The following is a 21,350-nucleotide window of genomic DNA, read 5'->3' on the forward strand; positions in this document are numbered from 1 at the left end:
GGCCCCGGGCACAGCTTGACCACAAGAAAAGGACCCTGACGCCATGACCATGACAAACGAGCAAGCCGCCTGGTTTGCAGAGACGTTCGAGAAGCTCGTTGCCAACGTCGGCCAGGCGGTCCTTGGCAAGGAACACGTCATCCGCCTGACGTTCACCGCCATGCTGGCCGAGGGCCACGTACTGTTCGAGGACGCACCCGGAACCGGCAAGACGTCATTGGCCCGGGCGCTGGCGGCCACGGTCCAGGGTTCGCACAACCGCATCCAGTTCACACCGGACCTCCTGCCCTCGGACGTGACCGGTGTGACCATCTATGACCAGAAGACGCAGAAGTTCGAATTCCACAAGGGCCCGGTCTTCAGCAACATCGTGCTCGCGGACGAAATCAACCGTGCCTCGCCCAAGACCCAGTCCGCGCTGCTGGAAGTCATGGAAGAATCCCGGGTCACGGTGGACGGCACCACTTACGACGCCGGACGCCCCTTCATGGTCCTGGCAACCCAGAACCCGATCGAGCAGGCCGGTACCTACCGTCTTCCGGAAGCCCAGCTGGACCGCTTCCTGATCAAGACGTCCATCGGCTACCCGGACCATTCCTCCACGGTGCGCCTGCTGGGCGGCAGCAACCTGAAGGACCGGTCCCGCGAACTGTCCGCAATCATCACCACCCAGGCCGTGGCAGACATGGCTGACCTCGCAGCCACCACGCATGTGGACACCGCTGTGCTGGAATACATCTCCCGGTTGTGTGAAGAAACCCGCAACGCCCCCGAGACCCGGTTGGGCGTGTCCGTCCGTGGCGCCCTCGCCATGGTCCGGGCGGCCAAGGTATGGGCGGCGGGACAGGGCCGCAACTTCGTCCTGCCCGATGATGTGAAGGAACTGGCCCCCGTGGTGTGGACGCACCGCCTGGTGATGGATCCCGAGGCCGAGTTCTCGGGCGCGACTCCCGAGGTGGTATTGGGCCGTGTGTTGGCTGAAGTTGCCGCCCCGCAGCAACGCGCCAGCGCATAGCGCCCAGCGCAGTCATCATTCCCGCACCCGGTTCGAACAAAGGTCCCACCATGTCCTCCAGCACACCCCTGAGCAGGGCTGCTGAGTCGCTCAAGCGCACTGCGTCGGCGCTTGGCGGCAAGATCCGATCCTTGCGCGGTTCCGGCCCGGACGCCGCAGGGACTGCAGGCTCCGGCCGCCGGCGCCCCGGAACGGCGAACACGCCAGGCAAACTGCATCCCTCCGCCGTGTGGGCCGAAGCCCTGGGCACTGCCGGCGAGTTTGCCGCACCGGCGTGGTCCAAGGTCCGTAGCCTGTGGCTCCGGTTCGTCTGGCCTGTTGTTTCCGTGGTCAGTGTGCTGGGCTGGGTGGTGCTGGCAACGGCGGTCGGATTATGGGTTGCCGGTCAGGCCTGGGGTTGGCAGGAAGCCAAATCGGCCGCCATGGTCGCTTTCCTGCTGTTCCTCCTGGCGGTCATCTTCATTGTCGGGCGCTCGGCCTACGGCGTGAACCTGGACCTGGCCCGTACCCGCGTGGCCGTAGGGGATGACGCCGTGGGCAGCATCGCCGTGTCCAACGTCTCCACCAGGCCTCTGCTGCCGGCGTCGCTGGAGCTTCCCGTGGGTGCGGCAACGGCCGTCTTCCACCTGCCGCGCATGAAGCCTGCCCAGGTCCACGAGGACCTTTTCACCATCCCCACGGCCCGGCGTGCGGTGATCGTGGTGGGTCCTGTCCGTTCGGTCCGTGCCGATCCGCTGCACCTGCTCCGCCGCCGCGTCCTCTGGACGGAGCCGGTGGACCTGTTCGTGCACCCGCGGACCGCCGCCCTGGGCGGTTCGGCTGCGGGTTTCATCCGGGACCTTGAAGGCATGCCCACCACGGAGCTTTCCAGCGCTGACGTATCCTTCCACGCCCTCCGCGATTACGTTCCCGGGGACGATCGCCGCCACATCCACTGGAAGACAACGGCCCGCACCAACAAACTTATGGTCCGGCAGTTCGAGGAGACCCGGCGTGCCCACCTGGCCATCTCCCTGTCGATCAACACGGACGAATACGATTCCGAATCCGGGTTCGAGCTTGCCATTTCGGTGGCTGCTTCCATTGGACGGCAGGCCATCCGGGAACAACGCGAACTCGACGTCATGACGCAGAAAGGTCCGCTTCGCTGCGAAACGGGCCGCAACCTGCTGGACGATATGACGAGGATCGTCGGGGCCCCGATGCGGAAGACCGCCGTCGACCTCGCCCGGACGCTTGCCGATACCGTTCCCAACGCCTCCGTCGTGTTCTTCGTGGTCGGCAGCCTGGTGACTGCGACCCAGCTGCGCTCGGCAGCGGCGTCCGTTCCGCCGGGTGTGCGCAGCCTTGCCGTCCGTGTCCAACCCGGCGCCGCGCCGTCGAGGGCCAACATCGCGGACCTGACCGTCCTCACCGTAGGGGACCTCGACGACCTCGCCATTGTTCTGAGAAAGGCGGCCGCATGAGCACCGCGCCTTCTGTCCGCCCCCGCAGGTCAGGCGGTCATCCCGACGGCGGCAAACGCGCCGGAGGTGCCCGCGCGGCCAGGCGCACCCCGGCTGGTTCGATCTTCGCCGACGGCCGTCCGCTGTGGCATTTTGCCGCGGACTGCGGTGCCCTGGTGGTCCTGTTGTTCCTCGGAGTCCTGGGTTTCAGCCTGAGTTTCGGGGGAGACCCTTACTACCTTCTGGCCGGAGCAGGCGGCATTGTGCTGGGATTGGGGATTGCCGTCCTCAACGCACATTTGCGCCTCGGCCTGCTCATCACCGTGGCCTTGGCCTTCGGCGCCTACATGCTGTTCGGCTCTGCCCTGGCCGTGCCGGACACCGCCGTCCTGGGCTTCCTGCCCAGCCTGGACTCGCTGCGGACCTTGCTGCTGGGGATCGTGTTCGCGTGGAAGGACATGCTGACCGTAGGTGTCCCCGTGGGCACGGCGAACGGCATGCTGATCGTGCCGTTCCTGAGCTCCCTGCTGATGTCGCTGGCGGCGGGCTTGCTGACATGGCGCCTGAAGAGCCCGTACTGGCCACTCCTGCCCGTGTTGGTGCTGTTCGTCACCGGAATCGCCTTCAGCACCAGCGCCGGCTTCCTCACCGTTGAGCGCGGCGTGTCCCTGGCTGTCGTGTCGATTGTGTGGGCGACTTTCCGCCGCGATGCGCTGCGCCAAACGAGCACCAGGACGGTGTCGGCCAACCGGCCGGACTCCGACGCCGGAGCGGCCCGCCGCGGGAAATTGCGGCGCCTCGGAACGGCAGCCGGCGTCATCGCGGTCGCCGTGGGCGTCACAGCGATCGCTTCGCCGTTGGTCACCGCAAGCGACGACCGGAAGGTGCTGCGCAACACGATCGTCCCGCCGTTCGATCCGCGGGACTACATCACGCCGCTGGCGAGCTTCCGGAACTTCGTCAAGGATGAGAAAGACACCACGCTTTTCACGGTCAAGGGTCTGCCCAAGGACGCCCGGGTGCGCCTGGCTGCCCTGGATGCTTTCAACGGCCTGAACTACACCATGGACCCCAACAGCTCCGGCAACTTCAGCAAAGTCGGTGATGCCCGTTCGCTGAACACGTTGGCGGATGCCGGAAGTCCGGTGGCCGGCACCAACTACACCCTGCAAATCAGCGTGGAGGACTATCAGGGCTACTTTGTGCCCGGCGGCCGCCACACCACGGGCATGAGCTTCCAGCAGGGTTCGGGTGCGGCTTCGGGTCTGTACTTCAACGCCGGAACTGACACCGCGGTCACCACCCAGGGCCTGTCCAAGGGGGACACCTACACGGTCCAGGTTTCGGATCCCGGCACGCTGGAGCACGGACAGCTGACGCAGTACGACTTTGCCAAGCTCACTCTGCCTGATGCCCAGGAAGTCCCGCCGATCGTAGCTTCGCAGGCCAACGAACTCTCCGCGGATGCGCCGACGGCCATTGACCGCGTCCGGCAGATCGAAGCCCATTTCCAGAAGAGCGGTGCTTTCAGCAACGGCCTGGTGGCTGAAGGACAGTTGCCCAGCCTGCCCGGACACAGCGCCGCCCGCGTAAGGAACCTGCTCTCTGCCAAGCAGATGCTGGGCGACGACGAGCAATACGCAGTGGCCATGTCCTTGATGCTGCGGCACCTCGGCATTCCATCGAGGGTGGTGATGGGGTTCTACCCCGATCCAAAGAGCCCGGAAAACGGTGCCGGCGACATCAAGATCACGGGCAAGGACGTCCACGCCTGGGTCGAGGTGGCCTTCGACCGCGTCGGTTGGGTGGCTTTCGATCCCACCCCGCCCAAGGACAACGTTCCGATTCCTCCGGATCCTGACACCAAGTCCAAGCCCAAACCCCAGGTGCTCCAGCCGCCGCCCCCGCCGCAGGAGCCGGCGGACCTCCCGCCGGATTCCACCCCGGATGCCTTGGACGCCGACGAAAAGAAGGACAACCCCTGGCTGTTCTGGGGTCCGCTGCTGGCCGCCATCGGTGTGGCGCTGATTCCGCTGGGAATTCTCGCCTTGCCGCTGCTGCTGATCCTCCTGCTGAAAGCACGACGCCGGAAGGCGCGTTTCCGTGACGGTCACCCCGCCCAGCGGGTTGGCGGTGGTTGGAACGAGGTTGTCAGCCTGGCGACGGACATGGGAGCCTCGATCGACCCCAAGTCCACACGCCGCGAGTCGGCCACCGTCCTTGCTGACGCTTTCCCCCAGGCAGGAAACACCACCACCCTCCTGGCCCACCGGGCCGATGCCGCAGTCTTCGGTGCCGGCCAGCCCAGCGAGGAGGAGGTCAGGGAGTATTGGAAGATCGTGGATACCTCGCTGGGTGACATCACGGGAAGCGTGGGGTTCTGGAAGCGGCAGCAGGCGCGCTTCTCGCCACGGTCCCTCCTGTCCGATGGCCGGGCCGCATTGAGCCGTCGGGATTACCGCCGCCAAGCCGGCATGAACAAGAAAGACACCAAGGATGAGCAGTGAGGCCGAAGTTTGCCCGGCCTGCAGGCACCAGGTTCCGTCCGGGGCCACATTCTGCACGCATTGCGGGTCGCCGCTGACTAACCGCGGGGCCCGCAAGGAGCGGAACGTCAACCATGCCCGGAGAGCAGCCCGGCCTTTCCCTGACGGGCAGGGCATCCCCGATCCCGGTAGTATCTCGGTAGTGTCGTCGCCGCTCACGGTGATGCCGTCGGGTGCCGGCCACCCGCCGGGCACTCCGGCACGCAGTACAGCAACAGGCGCGCATCAGGGGCCAGGGGGAGGGACCATGACCACAAAGCTCGAACTGGTGCCGGCATCTGCCGGCAAACGGCTGGGCGCGGCAGTGCTGGACTGGGTGGGACCTGTTGCCGTGTTGGCTGCCACCTTTGCCATCGGGATTGCGGGCATCACCCAAACCCGCAGGAACGGGTTCATCGTCTACGACACCGGACTCCTGGTGCTGCTGGGCAGCATCGGACTGGCGGTCACCCTGGTTTACATGTTCGTCTTGCTTGCCATGGAAGGACGATCCGGCAACACCATCGGCAACCAGCTGATGGGCATCCGCAGCTCCGACGCCGATGGATATGCACCCGGCGCCGGAGCCGTGTTCGTCCGGGGCCTTATCATCGGCGGCGTCCTGTTGCTGGGGGTCGTGGCCGGGAGCATTTTGTTGGCTGTCGGGCTGCTGGGCCTGGTGCTCTGGATCGCTTTGCCCCTGATGGTGCTGGGTGTGGTGTGGGCTGTCCTGGTGGTGGTTTCCAACGCGTGGGACAGTAACGGGAAGCTCCGTGGCTGGCATGACAAAGCCGCAAAGACGTTGGTTTTCGATGTCCAAGCCGGCAGGAACCCTGTAGCGACAGGCGGCATCCAGGGACCCTACAGTTTTGCTCCCGTCGACCTTCCGCCGGTCAAGCCCGTGGTGTCGCCGGTGCCTTCCGCCTCGGAGTCCCCGGCGATCCTCAATGCCCAGCCTGCCCCGGCACAGCACCTACCTTCGCCTGCGCAGCCCTCCCACGACCCCAACCAGTGGCATCCACCGGCAGCACCCCGCCACACTGCGCCGGCACCTGCAACCTTCCAGCCGGCCGCACCTGCGCCGGTGACGGTGCATCCGGACGACGATGTGGAGCGCACCCAGTTGCGCCCGGGAACCGCACGTGTCCAGGCTGTGCTGCGGGTCCGTATCGACGACGGGCAGGACGTCCAGCTGGCGGGCAGCGTGCTCCTCGGACGCAATCCTGCTCCGCAGCCCGGGGAGAGCGTTGAACAACTGCTGCCCGTACCGGATCCGGGCCGCTCCATCTCCAAAACGCATTTGCATCTCCGTGTCGACGGAGACGGCATCTGGGTGACGGACCGCAACTCCACCAACGGAACAGCCGTTGCCACGCCCGATGGTATCCAGACCAGGTTGACTCGGGGCGAGCCGGTATTCGTTCGCCCCGGCTCGACGGTTCACTTCGGAGACCGTTCCTTCCACCTAGGACAAGCATGAACTCACAGCCGGCAAGCCCCGCCGACGCCGATGCCGCCGCCGGCGGTACCTCTTTCAGGCTGAGTTACGGTTACGGCACAGACCGCGGCCTGCGGCGCGAGCTGAACGAGGACTCCTTCATCGCCTCGGACCCCGTGTTTGCCGTTGCCGACGGCATGGGCGGGCATGAGGCCGGGGAGATCGCCAGCGGGATCTGTGTCCGTTCGCTGGGGAGCGCGCCGGAACTGGCTGCTGGACTGCGGTCCGCTTCCGCAGCAGACCTGCAGGCGTGCTTGCTGAAGGCGGACTCCGCCATCCGCGGTGCAACCGGCGGGAGGGCGGGAACCACGCTGTCCGGCGTCGTGGTGGTGGAGCAGATGGGCGTGCCGTACTGGCTGGTCATGAACATTGGCGATTCGCGGACCTACCGGCTCAGCCAAGGGGAGTTCGCGCAGGTCAGCGTCGACCATTCGGAGGTGCAGGAACTCGTGGATGCAGGCGACATCACGATCGACCAGGCCGCCATCCACCCGCGCCGCCATGTGGTCACCCGGGCTTTGGGCACGGGTGACGAAACCGAGGCCGACTTTTGGTTGCTGCCCATCCAGGAGGGCGACCGCGTGATGGTTTGCTCCGATGGCCTTAACGGGGAACTCACCGATGAGCACTTGTTCCGCATCCTGAGCACGGTCGCCCACCCACAGGACGCGGTGGATGCCCTGATCCAGGCGGCCCTCCGCAGCGGCGGGCGGGACAACGTCACGGTGATTGTGGTGGACGCGAAAAACGTGCTTAACGACGCCGGAATCGCCACCACCGCGCCGCGGCCGGAGAGCGAAACGGACGTTGAAGAGGACACGCTTCCCAGGGCATGGGTGAACGGCGCAGCTGCCGGCGGCAACCAGGAAGGCGGGGAAGAAGGCGTTGATGGCAAGCAGTAACAACGTCCCGGCCATGCGGTATGCGGCCGGTGACTGGTTCGGTGTCATCCGCCGGGGCACAGTAGTAGTGCTGGGCCCGGATACATCGCCCACGCTGCTGGACGCGGTATGGGACCTGCTGTCCTCAGCCCCCGAACCCCATGAGGTCCTCCATGAGGTCACCAGTGCCTTCGGTGTGTCCCTCAGCAGGATTCCTCCCTTCGGCATCATCGACGCCAAGGACGGGCTCCGGGTGTTCCTCCGCGGTGACCTGGACCTGGCCGTGCAGAACCCTGCGGGGGACCAGGAACTGTCCGGCCGGGACGTCACTACGTGGACCGAACGGCGCTTGCCGGGCCCGGATTCCTACAGCCTGCGCATCGGACCAGCAGCTACGGATGATGCCCCGACAGGTGCCGGCTTGCCCTTGCACGAAGGAGTCGTGCGGCTCGCTTCCCTGAACGTTATCCTCACGCCGCAGGAGGAGGAGACCCAGACACCGGTTCCCCCCGTCGTCGCCGCTGCTCCGGCACAGCCCCATCAGCCCGCTCCGGAAACGCGGATCCATCAGCCCGCTCCGGAAACGCGGATCCATCAGCCCGCTCCGGAAACGCGGGCGGCCTCGGACGAGACGATGATCGGTTACACCGATGCCGATGCTGCAGTTCATGACGATGCTGCAGGGCATGCCGACGCCGACCTGGGTCTGACCATCGTTCCCGGTCCGGTGGAACCCGTTGATGCCGTGCCGGAAAGCAGCGCCGGGCAACCCGACCCCGAACCCGAGGGATCAGCCGGCGATGCTTCGGTGCAGGATGCCGAGTCAGCTGCCACCAGCACCACCGATCCGATCGTGCCGTCGCTGGAGACCACCACCAACTACGACCACTTGTGGGACAAGACGGTCATGCGGAACATCGAGGACGCGGCAGTCAGGATCGATGCCGATGCCGACGACCACGACGTCCCCGTTCCGGGGTTGCCGGAATCGTCTGCTGCCTCGCCCGCGCAAGAACCGCCCGGACAGGAGCCGCCCACACAGGGACAGGCCGGGCAGGAACCGGCAGCCCGGGAACGGGAAGCCCAGGATCCGGACGCCCAGGCAGCGGCAGCCCCGCCGTCGGGCAATGCGCACGCCGCAGCGTCAGGCCCACCGCCGGACGCAACCGCAGCGTCCAGTGTGGCAGCGCCAGCACTGATCGACTCCGTGCCGTGGCTGCGCAGCAGCAATGCCGCCAGCGTCCCTGCGCCTGAAGCGCCGGTTGTACCGCCACAAGTGCCTCCGCGGGACGCCATCCAGCCGCCCGCCGTCGACGATTTCGACCACGACGGCCAAACGGTCATGAAGAGCAGCATTACGGCGGATGCCCCCGCCCCCGCAGGACAAGACCCAGCGACCGCCCTCCCGGGCAACGGGCCGAGCGTCCTGGCACGGGTGTGTTCCCAAGGGCATGCCAATCCGCCCACGTATCCGCAGTGCGCCGCGTGTGGCCTCGGGCTGTCCGGCGATGCAGTCCAGGTTCCACGGCCGCGGCTGGGACGCATGCGCTTGTCCACGGGCGAGCTGATCGACCTTGACCAGTCGCTCATCATTGGCCGCCAGCCATCGGTCTCCAGGGTCCAAGGCGGAACCATGCCCAGGCTGGTCCAGGTCGAGAGCCCGGGCGGAGACATTTCCCGCTCCCACGTCGAGGTCAGGCTGGAGGGTTGGCACGTCATGCTGTGCGACCTGAAAGCAACCAACGGGACCGTCCTGATCAGGGAAGGTCAGGCCCCGCGCCGGCTCGCCCAGAACGAGATGGCCATCCTGCTGGACGGCGACATCGCTGAACTGGGTGACGATATTTCATTGCGTTTCGAGGAGATTCTTTGAGTTCCAAGAGGCCCCCCGCGCCGCCTCCCGCCATTCCCGGATTCACCTACGTCAGCTTGCTGGGATCCGGTGGTTTTTCCGACGTCTTCCTGTACGAACAGGACAGGCCGCGCCGGAAAGTAGCCGTCAAGGTGCTGCTCTCGGACCTGAAGACCGAGGGCGCACGGCGCCGCTTCGAATCCGAAGCGAACCTCATGGCGCAGTTGTCGTCCCACCCCTACATCGTGACGATTTTCGAAGCGGAGATCACTGAAGACGGCCACTCCTACCTGGCCATGGAGTATTGCTCCCGTCCGAGCCTTGACGTCAGGTACCGGCGCCAGCGGTTCAGTGTGGATGAGGTCCTGGCCGTCGGCATCCAGGTGGCTTCCGCCGTCGAAACTGCCCACCGCGCGGGCATCGTGCACCGCGATATCAAGCCCGCCAACATCCTGGTGACGGACTACAACCGGCCTGCCCTTACGGACTTCGGCATCTCCGGCACCATCGGGGCCGACACTGAGGACGACGCCGGCATGTCCATCCCGTGGTCACCCCCGGAACAGTTCCGCGGGGGACCGGTGGACGGAGTCCCCGTGGATATCTGGGCTCTCGGCGCAACGCTGTACACACTGCTGGCCGGGCGTTCGCCCTTTGTCCTGCCGGGCCAGGACAACTCCCAGCGCGAACTCATCGCCAGGATCACCAACTCGCCCCTGCCGCGGCTGGGCCGGGCCGACGTCCCCGAATCACTGGAACTCGTCCTGGCCACGGCCATGGCCAAGTCGCCGGGGTCCCGGTACTCCTCGGCGCACGCCTTCGCCCTGGCACTCCAGCGGATCCAGACGGAACTGAACCTTTCCGTCACACCGTTCGAAGTACTGCAGGAACCGGGCCACGGGGATGACCAGCATCCGGACGACAACGTCGAGGAAACGCGCGTCCGCAGCATTGCCTCAATCGACCCCGACGCCGCCGGAACGGCAACCACCGGGTCTGCGCCCACTTTCCCGGCCAGGACTTTCCCGTCCACGCTGCCGGGCCAGGCGCGGCCTGGTGCGTCGCCCCTTACCGGGCCCGCCTCCCTCACCGGGCAGGCACCCCTCACCGGGCCGGCGCCCCTCACCGGGCCGGCGCCCCAGCTTCCTCCCGCGGCCTTCCGACCGGAGACAACCCCCTCGATGCCCCGGTTCGAGACCGGAAACTTCGGGGCAACCGGCCCGGCCGACCAGGAACCGGCGGAGTCAACAGTGCTGCGTGGCTGGCAACCCTCGGGCAAGCACCATGACGTGGACGCCACGGTTGCCCGATCGGCGGTACAGGCCCCGGCAGACGCCGGCGGTGAACCCGCCGTGGCCGACCACAGCAAACGCAACCTGTGGCTTGCCGTGACCGGTGCCGCGGTCCTGGCCGTCGCGATCGTCGTCGGGGTGGTCCTCGGCGGCAATGCCCAGCCCAAGGCTGCTCCCACCGAGACCGCCAGCAAACCGCCGGCCGACGCCATCGGTGATGGCGGGGTTCCCGACGTCGAGGCTTTGGTCGGAACACGTGACCCTGACAAGCCGGACTTCGCTGATTTCCAGTGGAAGAATCCGCAGCCCAAGGAGGGGGACACCTATAAGTGGCGCTACCGGACCGTCCTTCTCACAGAAAGTGAGTACAGCAGTTCGGAAACTGAACCCCGTGCCCGGGCCTGGTTTGGCACCGAGAAGGAGCTTTGCATCCAGGTGATCATTGTCCGGGCTGACGGTACTGCCTCGCCCGGGGGCGAGGGTTCCATCGCCTGCGTGGAGGACTGACGGCCCAATGAAACACATCTACATTCCACTCAGGAGGCACAGATCATGGGGGATCTAGCAATAGATTTCTGTGGCGAATGGTACGAACCATCCGACGAAGACATTTTCAATATCGGCCGTGAAGGCGACCTGGAAGTCGACGACAACCCGTACCTTCACCGGCGTTTCCTGCAGATTGCCCGCTACGACGGCATCTGGTGGCTCAGCAACGTCGGCAGCATGTTGTCGGCGACCATCGCGGACGGCTCCGGCGGCATGCAGGCCTGGCTGGCGCCCGGGGCGCGGATTCCGTTGGTCTTCAGCCACACCAACGTCATCTTCACGGCCGGCCCCACCACGTACGAGTTCGCCGTGCACCTGAAGACACCGTCTTTCCGGCATGAAGCCCGGGACCAGGACCAAGCCGGGGACACCACCATCGGACCTGTGGTGTTCACCGATTCGCAAAAGGCGTTGATTGTGGCCCTGGCCGAGCCCATGCTGCGGCGGGAAGGGACCGGTTTCAGCGCCATCCCGTCCTCTGCCGAGGCAGCCAAACGGCTGGGGTGGGCGCTGACCCGCTTCAACCGCAAACTGGACAACGTGTGCGACAAGCTGGACCGCGTAGGCGTGGTCGGTTTGCGCGGTGGGGCCGGAAAACTGGCCACCAACCGACGAGCACGCCTGGTGGAACATGCCGTCACGTCCCATTTGGTGACACCCGCAGACCTGCACCTCCTTGAGACCATGAGTGGAGCCGACGAAGGATGAAGTTCCGTTTGACCCTGCGCCGGGACCCCGCGGAAGCGAAGGACCTGGCCGTGACCGTGGACGGCCGGGCAACGGTGGCGGACATCGCCACGGAGCTCTGGGTGTCCGACCCCGCACGGAAGGGGACCGAACCGCCGTCGAACCTTTCCATCAGCGTGGACGAGGCGTTCGTCGGCGGAGGGCTGTCCGGGCGCGTGCTCAACCCCGCAGACAACCTGCTCGAGTCCGGTCTGCGACCCGGTTCCAAGGTGTCGCTGACGCAGGTCAGCGACCAGTTCGCGGACAACCGCAGCAACCGTGGACCCGCGGCCGCCACATTGCGCGTCATGTCAGGGCCCGACGTCGGACGCGAATTTTCGCTGCCGTTCGGCACCAGCTACATCGGCCGGGACCGGGACGCCGACATCCGCCTCACGGACCCGCTGACGTCCAAGCGCCACGCACGCATCACCGTCGGCGAGACCGTGGAAATAGTGGACACGAACTCCGCCAACGGACTCCTCATGGACGGGCTTCCCGTCACCCGGGCCACCCTCGAATCGTCCGACACCGTGACCTTGGGTGATACGACCGTGGGGGTCGTGGCGCTGTCCAGGAACCACGGTGGCGGCCCGACTTCACCCCTGGTGGACTTCAACCGCTCACCGCGGGTCCTGCCCCGCTTCGAGTCGCCCAAGCGCGTTCCGCCTGCCGGTCCCAAGCGACCGGACCACCAGCCGTTCCCGTACATCATGCTGATTGCGCCGCTCCTCATGGGTGGCGTTCTCTTCGCCGTCACCCAGAACCTGTTGTCCGTGCTGTTCATGGCCATGATGCCGATCTTCATTGTGGGGCACTATGTGGACCACAAGATGCAGAGCAAGCGCCAGGCCAAGGAAGGCCTCAAGCAGTTCCGGGCGGCGATGCTGGCCTTCCGGGAGGACATCGACCGCCAGCAGAACATCGAGCGGGCGGTCCGGTTGCAGGAAGCACCGTCCGTCAGTGACACGGTGGATGCCATCTACAAGCTCGGACCCTTGCTGTGGACCAACCGTCCTGAGCACCAGCAGTTCCTGGGTGTCCGGTTCGGGCTGGGCTCCGCGCCGTCGCGGATCCAGTTCGACGAGCCCGGAGCCAACGACACCGAACCGAAGTACATGAAGGAAATCCAGGAGTGCCTGCAGCAGGTCCGGGTCATTGAAGGCGTGCCCATCGTGTCCCAGCTGCGTACGTCCGGCTCGTTCGGCGTGGCGGGGGAGCGTTCCGTGGTTGACGACGTCGCCCGGGGCATGGTCCTGCAGCTCGTCGGCCTTCATTCACCGGCCGAACTGGCGGTGGGCGCCCTGACTTCCGGCCGGTCCCGGGAGCGTTGGGACTGGTTGCAGTGGCTGCCCCACGTGGGCTCGGGCCACAGCCCGTTGTCCGGTGACCACCTGGCTGCAGGTCCCGGGGCCGGTACTTCGCTGTTGTCCCGTCTGGAGGACCTCGTGGAACAGCGGGAAGCCCTGGCCAAGGAGCCAGGACCCCAGCCCCGTCCCGGTGTGAAGGACGAACACGAGGAACTTCCCGCTCCGGTGGTTCCTGCCGTCCTGGTGGTGGTTGAAGACGATGCTCCCGTTGACCGCGGACGGCTGACGCGCCTGGTGGAACGCGGACCCGATTTTGGCGTGCACGTGATGTGGGTGGCCGCCACCGTGCAGTCCCTGCCGGCCGCCTGCCGCGACTTCCTCTCCGTCGACGGCGACCACGGCACCACCACGGGACAGGTCCGCCTGGGCCGGCACACCTACCCGGTGAGCTGCGAAAGCCTGGACGCCGAACTCGCCACTCAACTGGCCCGCATGATGTCTCCGCTGGTGGACGTTGGGAACCCGCTGGAAGACGATTCCGATCTTCCGCGTGCGGTGTCCTACGCGACGCTGACGGGCAAGGAACTCATGGACAACCCGCAGGCGGTTGCCGAACGGTGGCAGGAGAACAATTCCGTCCACGCAACGGCGGTGGCAAACCGCAAAGACAACGGCAGCCTGCGCGCCCTGGTTGGTTCAAAGGGCGTCGAGCCCTTTTACCTGGACCTCAAGAACGAGGGCCCGCATGCCCTGGTGGGCGGTACTACAGGTGCCGGCAAATCGGAATTCCTGCAGTCCTGGGTCATGGGCATGGCAGCGGCCTACAGCCCGGACAGGGTCAGCTTCCTCTTTGTCGACTACAAGGGCGGGGCCGCTTTTGCGGACTGCGTCAACCTGCCCCACACCGTGGGCCTGGTCACCGACCTTTCACCCCACCTGGTGCGGCGGGCGCTGACCTCGCTCCGCGCCGAACTCCACTACCGTGAACGGCTGCTGAACCGAAAGAAGGCCAAGGACCTCCTGGCGTTGCAGCGGGAAGCGGATCCGGAAGCTCCGCCCTACCTGATCATCATCGTGGACGAATTCGCCGCGCTGGCCACGGAGGTTCCGGAGTTCGTCGACGGCGTGGTGGACGTTGCCGCGCGTGGCCGGTCCCTGGGCCTGCACCTGATCCTGGCCACACAGCGCCCGGCCGGTGTCATCAAAGACAACCTGCGGGCCAACACCAACCTTCGCGTTGCCCTGCGCATGGCCGACGAAGTGGACGCCGTGGACATCCTGGGCGTTCCCACCGCAGCCTATTTCGATCCGTCCATTCCCGGCCGCGGCGCTGCCAAGACAGGTCCTGGGCGGGTCCAAGGCTTCCAGACCGGCTATGCGGGCGGCTGGACCACGGACAAGCCCCAGCGTCCACGGATTGACATCGTGGAGATGGCCTTCGGCTCCGGGGCGTCCTGGGAGCCGCCACCTGCTACCGACGTCGTGGAGGAACCGGCCGGTCCCAATGACATCGCCAGGATGACCGCCAACATCACCCGGGCGGCCGATGCCCTGGGCATTGAACCGCCCAGGAAGCCATGGCTCAACGAGCTCGCCACCACCTACGATTTCTCCAAGCTGCCCAACCCGAGGAGTGACGAAAGGCTCCTCCTGGGCGTGGCGGACGACCCTGCCCACCAGGACCAGCCCACGGTGTTCTACGAGCCGGACAAGGACGGCAACATGGCTGTCTACGGTACGGGCGGCTCGGGTAAGTCGGCTGCGCTGCGGGGGATTGCCATTGCTGCTGCCGTGACACCCCGTGGCGGTCCCGTGCATGTGTACGGAATCGACTGTGGTTCGTCAGGCCTCAAGATGCTCGACGGCCTCCCGCACGTGGGCGAGGTCATCAACGGCGACGACGTGGAACGTGTTGGCCGGCTCCTGCGCTGGCTCAAGGACATCGCGGACGATCGCGCCGCCCGGTATGCCGAGGTCAGGGCCGCCACCATTGTGGAGTACCGGAAACTCGCCAACCGTCCGGACGAGAAGCGCATCTTTGTCCTGGTGGACGGCATGTCCGCCTTCCGTGAGGGCTACGAGTACAGCAACCTGTCCGCGCTGTGGGACATCTTCCTTCAGTTGGCTACCGATGGACGCCCTCTGGGCATCCATTTGGTGGTGAGCGGTGACCGCACCAACTCCGTGCCGGCGTCCCTCCTGGCCTCCATCCAGAAAAGGTTGGTCCTCCGGCTCAGCTCGGAAGACGACTACATGACACTGGACGTGCCCAAGGACGTCCTCACTGCGGCCTCACCCCCGGGCCGTGGGTTGCTGGACGGTTTGGAAGTCCAACTGGCAGTCCTGGGCGGCAACTCCAACCTTGCCTTGCAGGCCCGTGAAGTATCCAAGCTCAGCCAGGCCATGCTGCGCCAGGGCCTGGAGCAGGCTCCGCAGATCCAGCGCCTGCCGGACATGGTGGACCTGGACATCCTGCCCGCCGGCTTGTTGGACAACCCGGTGATCGGCGTGGATGACGAGACCCTGGGTCCGGCTTCCATCGCCGCCAAGGGTTCGCTGCTACTGGCCGGCCCTCCGGGCGCCGGTCGCACCGTGGCCCTGGTCACGCTGGCTTACGCCATGCGGAAGTCGAACCCGCAAACGGACCTGGTCTACATTGGTTCCCGCCGGTCCGCCGTGGCCACGTTGAACATCTGGAGCCGTTCGCTGGTGGGACCGGATGAGGTCTCGGACGTCGTGGACGATCTCATCGACAAAGCCACCGATAATCCGGGCAGCATGGCGATCTTCATCGAGGGCCTGACCGAGTTCACGGACACCCTCGCCGAGTCCGGCATCGGACGCCTGGTGACGGCGGCGATCCGGGCCGACCAATGGGTGGTGGGCGAATCCGAAACCTCCACCTGGTCCCAGGCATGGTCGCTGGCCCAGCCCTTCAAATCCGGGCGTCGCGGCTTGCTGCTCAACCCCGGGGACGTGGAAGGCGACAGCCTTCTCAATACATCCCTGGGGCGTATCAGCAAGGACTTCATTCCGGGACGTGGCTACATCGTGGGCCGGGGCAAGGTTCGGAAACTCCAAGTGGCCATGCCGCCGGAGAACCGAAGCTAGGATTTGCCTCAGGACGGCCCCGTGTAGGAGGATGCCGGAAACATCCGGACCGCCTAAGCGCCCCAACGCCCCCAGCGAGGTCACGTCCCATGCATGCCACTGTTCGTCCTGCCGCCACGCCGTCCGCCCGGCGCCGCCTGCCTGCCGTTGTTGCGGGAGTGCTTCTTGCAGCAGGAGCGCTGCTGATCCCGCAGGGGGCTGCACAGGCAGCCCCCTGCAACGGGAAGTCGGCCCTGCCCTGCCCCACCCTGTCAGCTCCGTCCGAGCCCACTCCGACGGAGCCGGGCCTGGCGCCCGAGGCAGGCAGGACGAAACCCGCACCCAAGCCGGAACCCACGCGTGTGCGGGAACCCGCACCGGCACCCGCGTCGCCTGCCCCTGCAGCGCCCGCACCTGCCGTCCAGGCCCCGCAACCGGCTGTCGTCCAGGCTCCGGCAACGGTGGCACCCGAGGTGGTGGCGCCGTCGTCGGCTCCTTCGGTGGGGTCCCCCACGCCGTCGGCAAGCCCCACCTCCACAGCCAGCCCGACGCCGTCCTCGACGCCAACTGCGACGAAGTCCTCCAACTGGAACACCCCGATCGACCAGGGCAAGGAGACACAGGCCGCCGTGATGGCTTCCGGCAGCTTCACCGGCCCCAACATGGTGGGGCTTTTCGGCATCATGGGTGTGGTGCTGCTGGTGGGCCTGGGCGGACTGGCGTTCGCCCTCTGGAGCAGGAACCGTCTGTCGTCCCACTGACTGCCGACATATTGTCGTTGGCGTGCGGCAAGATAGACCTGTGAGCACACGCGAGAAGACAGATCCGGTCGACACCAGCAGCCAGGAACCCGCCGCAGCCGTCGCAGCCCTGGAGGGCGCAACGCCGTCGGAGGCCTTGCGGGACGAGTATGAGCACCTTGCGGACCAGGTCCGCAAATACCGGTATGCCTACTATCAGGAAGACGAGCCGCTCGTTTCCGATGCCGAGTTCGATGAGCTCTACCGCCGCCTGGAAGAACTCGAAGCGCTGCACCCGGAGCTGGTCTCCAATGATTCGCCCACCCAGGAAGTCGGCGGCGAGGTCTCTTCCGCCTTCGCGGCCGTGCAACACCTGCAGCGGATGTACAGCCTGGACGATGTCTTCTCACTTGATGAACTGGAAGCCTGGGTCCGCAAGGCTGAAGCGTCCGCGGCCAAGCTCGGGGACAGCGTTCCACCCATCGCATGGCTGACCGAGTTGAAGATCGACGGCCTGGCCGTGAATCTCTTGTACCGGGACGGCCAGCTGGTCCGTGCCGCCACGCGCGGCGACGGCACTACCGGTGAAGACATCACCCACAACGTCCTCACCATCAAGGAGATCCCGCGCAGGCTCAGCGGCTCCGGGTATCCCTCCGAGGTGGAGATCCGCGGCGAAGTCTTCATCCCCTCAAAAGCATTTGCCGAATTCAACGAGGCGCTGGTGGCAGCAGGCAAGGCGCCGCTGGCGAATCCCCGCAACGCCGCTGCAGGCTCGCTGCGGCAGAAGGACCCTGCGGAAACAGCCAAGCGCCCGCTGAGCATGTTCGTCCACGGCATCGGCGCACGCGAAGGCCTGGACGCCAGGAGCCAGTCCGAAACCTATGCGTTGCTGGCCGGATGGGGACTGCCCGTGAGCCCGTACTTCAAGGTGCTGGATACATATCAAGGCGTCCTGGAATTCATCGCCCACTACGGCGAGCACCGCCATGACCTCCTGCACGAAATCGACGGCATCGTGGTCAAGATCGACGACTTCGCCACCCAGCGCGCCTTGGGTTACACCTCGCGCGTGCCGCGCTGGGCTGCCGCCTACAAGTACCCCCCGGAGGAAGTCCACACCAAGCTGTTGGATATCGCCGTCAACGTGGGCCGGACCGGCCGCGTCACGCCCTTCGGACTGATGGAACCGGTCAAGGTGGCAGGCTCGACCGTGGGGATGGCCACGCTCCACAACCAGGATGTGGTCAAGGCCAAGGGCGTCATGATCGGCGACATCGTGATCCTGCGCAAGGCAGGGGACGTCATCCCGGAGATTGTTGGCCCGGTGCTGGCGCTCAGGGACAAGCAGGATCCGCCGGTGCGTGAGTTCGTGATGCCCACCGAATGTCCCTCCTGCGGCACGCCGCTGGCCCCGGCCAAGGAAAGCGACGTGGATATCCGGTGCCCCAACGCCAAATCGTGCCCGTCGCAGCTGCGTGAGCGCGTGTTCCACGTGGCCAGCCGTGGCGCCTTCGACATTGAGGCATTGGGGTGGGAAGCCGCCGTCGCGCTGACCCAGCCTGCCGAACCGGCAACCCCGCCGCTCACCAGCGAGGCAGCGCTGTTCAGCCTGACCAGGGAAGACCTTGCCAACGTCCTGATCCGGCGGGAAAAGAAGTCCAAGGGTGTGGGCACGGGCCAGTACGAGCTCGTTCCGTACTTCTACACCCGGGGAAGTGCCAAGACCCCGTCCAAGCCCACCGCCACCACGGAAAAACTGTTCGCGGAATTGGAGAAAGCAAAGCAGCAGCCCTTGTGGCGTGTCCTCGTGGCCCTCTCCATCCGGCATGTGGGACCCACGGCATCCCGGGCGTTGGCCACCAACTTCGGCAGCATGGACGCCATCCGGAATGCCACGGAAGAGCAGCTGGCCCATGTGGACGGTGTGGGACCCACCATCGCGGCTGCACTGAAGGAATGGTTTGCCGTGGACTGGCATAACGAGATCGTGGACAGCTGGGCAGCTGCCGGGGTGCGCATGGAGGACGAACGCGACACCGCGACTCCGCGCACCTTGGAAGGCCTCACCATTGTGGTCACCGGTACTTTGCCCAATTTTAGCCGCGACGAAGCCAAGGAAGCCATCATCATCCGCGGTGGGAAGGCATCAGGATCCGTCTCCAAGAACACCAGCTACCTGGTGGCGGGGGAGAGCGCGGGCAGCAAGCTGGACAAGGCGGAGCAGCTGGGCATCCCGGTCCTCGATGAGGACGGATTCCGCGACCTCCTCGCCAACGGGCCAGCCACCCCGGAGGCCGGAGACGATGCCGGGGAGTCCCAACCGGTGGAAGCTGCAGCCGAATGACGGCGCACGGATCCAACGCCGGCCACCAGGCCACGGATGTGCGGGACCTGCTGGCGGTAGCAAAATCTGCCGCCGCTGCCGGCGCTGCGGTTCTGTCGCGCAGATCAGCCGGCGGCACAGGCGGGGAGGAGCTTGGCGTCTCCAACAAGGGAGACGCCGGTGACTGGGTGACCGAATTCGATGTCGCGGCGGAAAACGCGGTCCGTGAGGCCATCACTGCCGCCCGTCCCCGGGACTTCATCACGGGAGAGGAACACGGCACCACCCGGCCGTCGGAGCCATCGGGCTATCGGTGGTCCATTGACCCGCTGGACGGCACCACCAACTTCATCCGGAACATCGCCTACTACGCCACATCGGTAGCCGTGGCGGATTCCGACGGCGTCTGGCTGGCCGGCGTGGTTCACGCCCCTGCGCTGGGCCGGGTGTACTCCGCAGCCAAGGGCCATGGCGCGTGGCTGGACGTTGCCGGACAATCCACGCGCCTCACCGGCCCGGTTCCGGGGCGGACCGGACTCATCCTCGCAACAGGCTTCAGCTACGACCCTGCCACGCGAGGCAGCCAGGTGGCGGGCCTTGCCAGTTTGATGGAGGGCTTCGCGGATGTGCGGCGGCTGGGTTCCGCGGCCCTGGACCTGTGCCTTGTGGCCGATGGAACGTTCGATGCTTTTGGTGAACGCGGCCTGAACGAGCACGACTTCGCCGCGGGTGCGCTGGTTGCCGAGGAAGCCGGGTGCTGGGTCCGCAGGCCCAAGCTGGACAGCCCGCTCGACGGCGGACCCCGCGCCGAGGACCGGTTGGCGGCGTGGACCTGTGCCGCGACGCTGGAACTGTCCGGCCGCTTCCCCGTGTGACCTGTCCATGATCCGCACGCTGGCCATCGCCAACTACCGCTCCATCCGGGACCTCACCCTCGAACTCCATGGCTTGGATGTGGTGACCGGGGCCAACGGCAGCGGCAAGTCGTCGCTGTACCGCGCACTCCGGCTACTGGCCGAGTGCGCCGGGGGTGACAACGGCAACGTGGTGGGGTCGCTGGCCAAGGACGGCGGGCTTCCGTCCACCTTGTGGGCCGGACCGGAATCCATCAGCGAGGCCATGCGGCGCGGGGAAGTGCCCGTCCAGGGGGCCGTCCGCAGGGAAGCGGTCAGCCTCAAGCTGGGCTACTCCGGTGACTCCTTTGGCTACTTGGTCGACCTGGGACTCCCGGTACCGGGCGGTGGGTGGTTTGACCAGGACACTGGCAGGCCCAGGCCCTCCGCGTTCATGCTTGACCCTGAAATTAAGCGCGAGCAGATCTTCTCGGGGCCGGTGGCCAGGCCCGGCTCACTGCTGGTGGACCGGAAGGGGAGCCTGGCCAGGCTCCGCGATGCCGACGGGCAATGGACAGAGCTCTCGCGCCGCCTGGACACGTTCCAGAGCATGCTGACCGAAGTCTCGGACCAGGACCGGGCCCCGGAAGTGCTGCGGGTCCGGGATTCCGTGCGGTCCTGGCGCTTCTACGACCATTTCCGTACGGACGCCGACGCCCCCGCGCGTCAGGCGCAGATAGGCACCCGCACACCCGTGCTGCACCACAGCGGCAAGGACCTCGCCGCGGCCCTCCAAACCCTTCGCGAGGTGGGCTTTGAGCGGAAGCTGGATGCCGCCGTCGAGCACGCCTTTCCCGGCAGCCGGTTGTCGGTGGCGGTGGCCGAAGGCCGTTTCAGCGTTGAGTTGCGGCAACCCGGCATGCTGCGCCCCATGTCTGCTGCCGAGCTGTCGGACGGGACCTTGCGTTTCCTGCTCCTTACCGCGGCGTTGCTGACACCCAGGCCCCCGGAGTTGATGGTGCTGAACGAGCCCGAAACAAGCCTCCATGTGGATCTGATGCCGGCGCTGGCCGGACTCATTGTCCAAGCCAGCGCCAGCAGCCAGATCATTGTGGTCACGCACTCGGAGGCCCTGTTGGCGGCCCTGCGGACCAGTGGCGCCGCCCATGAACACGAGCTTTACAAGGACCTGGGCGAGACCAGGATCAAAGGGCTCGGGTCGCTGGAGGGGCCGCTGTGGTCGTGGCCCAAACGCTGAAGCCCAGACC

At 66.3% G+C, this 21,350-nt stretch carries 13 protein-coding genes; all 13 read left to right on the forward strand.

Translation table 11 applies throughout. The features are described from left to right. Positions 1-43 precede the first annotated feature (43 nt). The 13 genes from ACUYMZ_RS07900 (at position 44) to ACUYMZ_RS07960 (ending at position 21,340) form a co-directional block, all read left to right on the forward strand. The gene (locus tag ACUYMZ_RS07900; protein ID WP_426006652.1) at positions 44-1,015 is read left to right on the forward strand and encodes an AAA family ATPase; all 972 of its coding nucleotides are present in this window, start codon (positions 44-46) and stop codon (positions 1,013-1,015) included. A 50-nt stretch (positions 1,016-1,065) separates the two neighbouring features. Next, positions 1,066-2,481, forward strand: coding sequence for a DUF58 domain-containing protein (locus ACUYMZ_RS07905; protein WP_481602669.1), 1,416 nt, complete (start codon positions 1,066-1,068; stop codon positions 2,479-2,481). Then, a complete protein-coding gene (locus ACUYMZ_RS07910; RefSeq protein ID WP_481602670.1) occupies positions 2,478-4,967 on the forward strand; it encodes a transglutaminase TgpA family protein in 2,490 nt (829 codons plus the stop codon). Before ACUYMZ_RS07905 ends, ACUYMZ_RS07910 begins: the two co-directional genes overlap by 4 nt. Next, on the forward strand, positions 4,957-6,465 hold the full coding sequence (locus tag ACUYMZ_RS07915; RefSeq protein WP_481602671.1) for an RDD family protein: 1,509 nt from the start codon (positions 4,957-4,959) through the stop codon (positions 6,463-6,465). Before ACUYMZ_RS07910 ends, ACUYMZ_RS07915 begins: the two co-directional genes overlap by 11 nt. Continuing rightward, positions 6,462-7,385 carry a PP2C family protein-serine/threonine phosphatase gene (locus tag ACUYMZ_RS07920; RefSeq protein WP_426006657.1) on the forward strand — a complete coding sequence of 308 codons (924 nt, stop codon included), beginning with the start codon at positions 6,462-6,464 and terminating at the stop codon, positions 7,383-7,385. Before ACUYMZ_RS07915 ends, ACUYMZ_RS07920 begins: the two co-directional genes overlap by 4 nt. Then, positions 7,372-9,237, forward strand: a complete 1,866-nt coding sequence (locus ACUYMZ_RS07925) for an FHA domain-containing protein (protein ID WP_481602672.1) — start codon at positions 7,372-7,374, stop codon at positions 9,235-9,237. Before ACUYMZ_RS07920 ends, ACUYMZ_RS07925 begins: the two co-directional genes overlap by 14 nt. Next, on the forward strand, positions 9,234-11,015 hold the full coding sequence (locus tag ACUYMZ_RS07930; RefSeq protein ID WP_481602673.1) for a serine/threonine-protein kinase: 1,782 nt from the start codon (positions 9,234-9,236) through the stop codon (positions 11,013-11,015). Before ACUYMZ_RS07925 ends, ACUYMZ_RS07930 begins: the two co-directional genes overlap by 4 nt. A gap of 45 nt (positions 11,016-11,060) precedes the next feature. After that, entirely contained in the window at positions 11,061-11,765 is a 705-nt protein-coding gene (locus tag ACUYMZ_RS07935) for a hypothetical protein (protein WP_442423433.1), read from the forward strand. After that, a complete protein-coding gene (locus ACUYMZ_RS07940; RefSeq protein ID WP_481602674.1) occupies positions 11,762-16,204 on the forward strand; it encodes an FtsK/SpoIIIE domain-containing protein in 4,443 nt (1,480 codons plus the stop codon). Before ACUYMZ_RS07935 ends, ACUYMZ_RS07940 begins: the two co-directional genes overlap by 4 nt. A gap of 89 nt (positions 16,205-16,293) precedes the next feature. Continuing rightward, complete coding sequence (locus ACUYMZ_RS07945) at positions 16,294-16,944, forward strand: hypothetical protein (protein ID WP_481602675.1); 651 nt, start codon at positions 16,294-16,296, stop codon at positions 16,942-16,944. 40 nt (positions 16,945-16,984) lie between these two features. Next, a complete protein-coding gene (gene ligA, locus ACUYMZ_RS07950; RefSeq protein WP_442423431.1) occupies positions 16,985-19,270 on the forward strand; it encodes an NAD-dependent DNA ligase LigA in 2,286 nt (761 codons plus the stop codon). After that, complete coding sequence (locus ACUYMZ_RS07955; protein WP_426006665.1) at positions 19,267-20,124, forward strand: inositol monophosphatase family protein; 858 nt, start codon at positions 19,267-19,269, stop codon at positions 20,122-20,124. Before ligA ends, ACUYMZ_RS07955 begins: the two co-directional genes overlap by 4 nt. Positions 20,125-20,131: 7 nt before the next feature. Next, a complete protein-coding gene (locus ACUYMZ_RS07960) occupies positions 20,132-21,340 on the forward strand; it encodes an AAA family ATPase (protein WP_481602676.1) in 1,209 nt (402 codons plus the stop codon). The last annotated feature ends 10 nt before the right edge of the window (positions 21,341-21,350 follow it).

It is taken from the genome of Arthrobacter sp. T572, assembly GCF_056780115.1.

Coding starts and splice junctions, on each gene's coding strand:
- ACUYMZ_RS07920 (WP_426006657.1), top strand. CDS start 6,462: ATGAACTCACAGCCGGCAAGCCCCGCCGACGCCGATGCCGCCGCCGGC.
- ACUYMZ_RS07960 (WP_481602676.1), top strand. CDS start 20,132: ATGATCCGCACGCTGGCCATCGCCAACTACCGCTCCATCCGGGACCTC.
- ACUYMZ_RS07905 (WP_481602669.1), top strand. CDS start 1,066: ATGTCCTCCAGCACACCCCTGAGCAGGGCTGCTGAGTCGCTCAAGCGC.
- ACUYMZ_RS07910 (WP_481602670.1), top strand. CDS start 2,478: ATGAGCACCGCGCCTTCTGTCCGCCCCCGCAGGTCAGGCGGTCATCCC.
- ACUYMZ_RS07900 (WP_426006652.1), top strand. CDS start 44: ATGACCATGACAAACGAGCAAGCCGCCTGGTTTGCAGAGACGTTCGAG.
- ACUYMZ_RS07945 (WP_481602675.1), top strand. CDS start 16,294: ATGCATGCCACTGTTCGTCCTGCCGCCACGCCGTCCGCCCGGCGCCGC.
- ACUYMZ_RS07925 (WP_481602672.1), top strand. CDS start 7,372: ATGGCAAGCAGTAACAACGTCCCGGCCATGCGGTATGCGGCCGGTGAC.
- ACUYMZ_RS07955 (WP_426006665.1), top strand. CDS start 19,267: ATGACGGCGCACGGATCCAACGCCGGCCACCAGGCCACGGATGTGCGG.
- ACUYMZ_RS07940 (WP_481602674.1), top strand. CDS start 11,762: ATGAAGTTCCGTTTGACCCTGCGCCGGGACCCCGCGGAAGCGAAGGAC.
- ACUYMZ_RS07915 (WP_481602671.1), top strand. CDS start 4,957: ATGAGCAGTGAGGCCGAAGTTTGCCCGGCCTGCAGGCACCAGGTTCCG.
- ACUYMZ_RS07935 (WP_442423433.1), top strand. CDS start 11,061: ATGGGGGATCTAGCAATAGATTTCTGTGGCGAATGGTACGAACCATCC.